Consider the following 3,224-nt stretch of genomic DNA (forward strand, 5'->3'; position numbering starts at 1 on the left):
GACACCACCGGGCACGTCGCGATGCCGCCCGACGCGCCCGTGGCCGCGCCGAGCGTCGCGCCGGGGCCGCAGGCCGGGACGGGCTCGACCATCCTCGCCGTGCTGCTCATCGGCCCGGCCGGGGCGGGCAAGACGACCGTCGCGCGCCACTGGGCGGCACGGCGGCCCGTGCCGACCGCGCACATCAGCCTGGACGACGTCCGCGAGTGGGTGCACGCGGGCTTCGCCGACCCGCAGGCCGGGTGGAACGACAACTCCGAGGTGCAGTACCGCCTCGCCCGCCGCACCTGCGGATTCGCCGCCCGCAACTTCCTCGCCAACGGCATCTCCTGCGTCATCGACGACGCCGTCTTCCCGGACCGGCCGGTCGTCGGGCTCGGCGGCTGGAAGCGGCACGTGGGCCCCGGGCTGCTGCCCGTCGTCCTGCTGCCGGGGCTCGACGTCGTCCTGGAGCGCAACGCCGAGCGCACCGGGAACCGCAGGCTCAGCGACGAGGAGGTCGCGAACATCCACGGCCGCATGGCGGGGTGGTACGGCTCGGGGCTGCCCATCATCGACAACTCGCACCTCGACGTACCGGCCACGGCGCAGCGCCTCGACGAGGTCCTGGCCCGCGCGATGGCGAGCCCGCCGCCGTGGTGACCTCGGCGGGGGCGTCCCCGCCGCCGGGGTGACGGCGCCCGGGAGCGTCCCCGCCGTACCGCCTCCGCCGCCCCGCTACCCGGTCGGACGCACAACTCCGGCGTCCCGCGCCGCGCCCCCTTAGGCTCGGGCCATGGCTGAGGCGCACGCGGCACGCAGGGACCGGCTGAGGCAGTGGTGCGCGGGGACGGGCCAGACGGCCGCGCTCGTCTCCCGCCCCGCCAACGTCCGCTATCTGGGCGGCGCGGCGCCCGAAGGGTCCGTCCTGCTGCTCGGCGCGGAGCGCGGCGGGCCCGACATCCTCTTCGCCCCGAGCCCGCCCGGCGGCCTCGCGGACGACGTGCTGCGCGTCCACGTCCTGGCCTGCCCGGCCTCGGACCCCGCCGTCGCGGCGGCCGAGACCGCCGCGGCCGACGGCGCCGAGATCCTCGCCGTCGAGGAGCACCACCTCACCGTCGCCCGCCACCGCGCCCTCGCCGGCACGGCCCCCCGCCTGCGCCTGGGCGACCTCGGCCGCGGCGTCGAGCAGCTGCGGCTCGTCAAGGACGAGGAGGAGATCGGCGCGCTGCGGATCGCCGCCGAGATCGCCGACCAGGCACTCGGCGAACTCCTGGAGTCGATCCTCGTCGGGCGCACCGAGCGCCACCTCGCCCTCGAACTGGAGCGCCGCCTGGTCGATCACGGCGCGGACGGCGCCGCCTTCGCGACCTCCGTCGCCACCGGGCCGCACGCCGGGCTGGCCGGGCACCGGCCCACGGACCGCCGCGTCGAGGAGGGCGACTTCCTCTCGGTGTGCCTCGGCGCCACCTACCGGGGGTACCGCAGCGAAATCGGGCGGACGTTCGTCATCGGGACGGCTCCCGAGGACTGGCAGATCGAGCTGTACGACGCGGTCTTCGCCGCCCAGCGGGCCGGTCGCGAGGCTCTGTTGCCCGGCGCGGCCTGCCGCGACGTGGACCGCGCGGTGCGCCAGGCGCTGGAGTCGGCGGGGCACGGCGCGGACCTGCCCGCGCTCAGCGGACACGGGGTCGGGCTGGAAAACGACGAGGACCCGCAGCTCGCCCCGTCCGCCATGGGTAAACTGGACGCTTGTGTGCCGGTCACCGTCGAACCGGGGGTCCACCTCCCGGGCCGGGGCGGGGTCCGGATCGATGACACACTCGTCGTGCGCCCGGAGGCGGACGGCGGGCCCGAGCTACTCACCATCACGACCAAGGAGCTGCTCGCGCTCTAGGGCAGCGGCCCTCGGGCCGGGACGGCGCCGCGGTCGTCCACCAGCTCTTCCCGAGGTCCGAAGGACCTGGGGGAGAGGCCCCCATCGTCCAGGAGATTCCGCAACCGTGGCTTCCACGAACGACCTCAAGAACGGCCTGGTGCTCAAGCTCGACAACGACCAGCTCTGGTCCGTCGTCGAGTTCCAGCACGTCAAGCCCGGCAAGGGCCCCGCCTTCGTGCGCACCAAGCTGAAGAACGTGCTCTCCGGCAAGGTCGTAGACAAGACCTTCAACGCCGGCGTCAAGGTCGAGACGGCCAACGTCGACAAGCGCGGGATGCAGTTCTCGTACAAGGACGGCGAGTACTTCGTGTTCATGGACATGGACACGTTCGACCAGATCCACGTGGACCCCAAGGTCGTCGGCGACGCCGCCAACTACCTCCTGGAGGGCTTCGAGGCCGTCGTCGCGATGTACGAGGGCAACCCGCTCTACATCGAGCTGCCGGCCGCCGTCGAGCTCGTCGTCGCGAACACCGAGCCGGGCGTCCAGGGCGACCGCTCCACCGGCGGCACCAAGCCCGCCGAGCTGGAGACCGGGCACACCATCCAGGTCCCGCTCTTCATCACCACCGGCGAGAAGATCAAGGTCGACACCCGCACCGGCGACTACCTCGGCCGAGTGAACGGCTGATCGTGGCTGCTCGCAACACGGCACGCAAGCGCGCCTTCCAGATCCTCTTCGAGGCCGACCAGCGCGGCACCGACGTCCTCACGGTGCTGGCGGACTGGGTGCGTCACTCCCGGAGTGACACCCAGCAGCCGCCGGTCAGCGAGTACACGATGGAGCTCGTCGAGGGGTACGCGGCGCACGCGCGCCGCATCGACGAGGTCATCGCGAAGTACTCGGTGGACTGGCCGCTGGACCGGATGCCCGTGGTCGACCGCAACATCGTGCGGCTCGGCGCCCACGAACTCGTGTGGGTCGACGGGACGCCGGACGCGGTCGTGATGGACGAGGCGGTGGAACTCGCCAAGGAGTTCTCCACCGACGACTCCCCGGCCTTCGTCAACGGTCTGCTCGGCCGCTTCAAGAACCTCAAGCCCGGACTGCGCGGTCAGGACGACTGACCGGCCGCCGTACGCGAAGGGCCCGCCCCCGTCTCCCCGGAGCCGGGGGCGGGCCCTTTCCGTACCCCGGGCCCGGGGCCACCATGTGAGCGCCGATCACCTCGTCACGGGACCGCGCCCCGCGCGGCCCCGGACCGGAAGGAGCCGCATGAGCCCGTTCGGACTGCCCCGCCCCGCCGCGCTGCCCGCGCCCGAGGCCGCGATACCCGCGCGCCTCGCGGCCCTGCGCGCGGGCGAC

General features: G+C 73.6%; 4 protein-coding genes. All 4 read left to right on the forward strand.

All coding sequences use genetic code 11. The features are described from left to right. Positions 1–642: AAA family ATPase (locus tag SSBG_RS25630; RefSeq protein WP_037870630.1), on the forward strand; the 642-nt coding region annotated here is incomplete at its 5' end. A 133-nt stretch (positions 643–775) separates the two neighbouring features. Further along, the gene (locus SSBG_RS25635; RefSeq protein WP_008748962.1) at positions 776–1,876 is read left to right on the forward strand and encodes an aminopeptidase P family protein; all 1,101 of its coding nucleotides are present in this window, start codon (positions 776–778) and stop codon (positions 1,874–1,876) included. Between the two features lie 106 nt (positions 1,877–1,982). Then, the gene (gene efp, locus SSBG_RS25640) at positions 1,983–2,549 is read left to right on the forward strand and encodes an elongation factor P (RefSeq protein WP_008748963.1); all 567 of its coding nucleotides are present in this window, start codon (positions 1,983–1,985) and stop codon (positions 2,547–2,549) included. Positions 2,550–2,551: 2 nt separating this feature from the next. Continuing rightward, positions 2,552–2,986: a transcription antitermination factor NusB gene (gene nusB / locus SSBG_RS25645; protein ID WP_008748964.1), complete on the forward strand. Its 435-nt coding sequence runs from the start codon at positions 2,552–2,554 to the stop codon at positions 2,984–2,986. Positions 2,987–3,224: the final 238 nt, after the last annotated feature.

Source organism: Streptomyces sp. SPB074, from assembly GCF_000154905.1.
Classification (GTDB): domain Bacteria; phylum Actinomycetota; class Actinomycetes; order Streptomycetales; family Streptomycetaceae; genus Streptomyces.